The sequence below is a fragment of the Pseudomonas sp. IPO3747 genome (assembly GCF_013385245.1).
In the GTDB taxonomy this organism is placed as follows: Bacteria; Pseudomonadota; Gammaproteobacteria; order Pseudomonadales; family Pseudomonadaceae; genus Aquipseudomonas; species Aquipseudomonas edaphica.
This window is the reverse complement of record NZ_JACAQL010000012.1, coordinates 1-393: the sequence shown is the minus strand read 5'-3', so window position 1 is coordinate 393 and position 393 is coordinate 1. Positions and strand designations below refer to the sequence as shown.

At 44.8% G+C, this 393-nt stretch carries 2 tRNA genes; both read left to right on the top strand.

Annotated elements, in window-relative coordinates:
• Positions 1-76: 76 nt before the first annotated feature.
• Positions 77-153: transfer RNA gene (locus HX790_RS18430), tRNA-Ile, on the top strand.
• A 10-nt stretch (positions 154-163) separates the two neighbouring features.
• Positions 164-239, top strand: a tRNA-Ala gene (locus tag HX790_RS18425).
• The last annotated feature ends 154 nt before the right edge of the window (positions 240-393 follow it).

The following is a 393-nucleotide window of genomic DNA, read 5'->3' as shown; positions in this document are numbered from 1 at the left end:
TTCATTGAAGAAGACGATAGAAGCAGCTTTAAGCTCCAAGCTGATAGCTCTTAGCTAATCAGTGACGCTCGAAATTGGGTCTGTAGCTCAGTTGGTTAGAGCGCACCCCTGATAAGGGTGAGGTCGGCAGTTCGAATCTGCCCAGACCCACCAATTTTGTTATGGGGCCATAGCTCAGCTGGGAGAGCGCCTGCCTTGCACGCAGGAGGTCAACGGTTCGATCCCGTTTGGCTCCACCATTAACTGCTTCTGCTGTTAGAGTTTAGAAATGAATATTCTGAAGTGAATATTGATTTCTAGTCTTTGATTAGATCGTTCTTTAAAAATTTGGGTATGTGATAGAAAGATAGACTGAACGTTACTTTCACTGGTAACGGATCAGGCTAAGGTAAA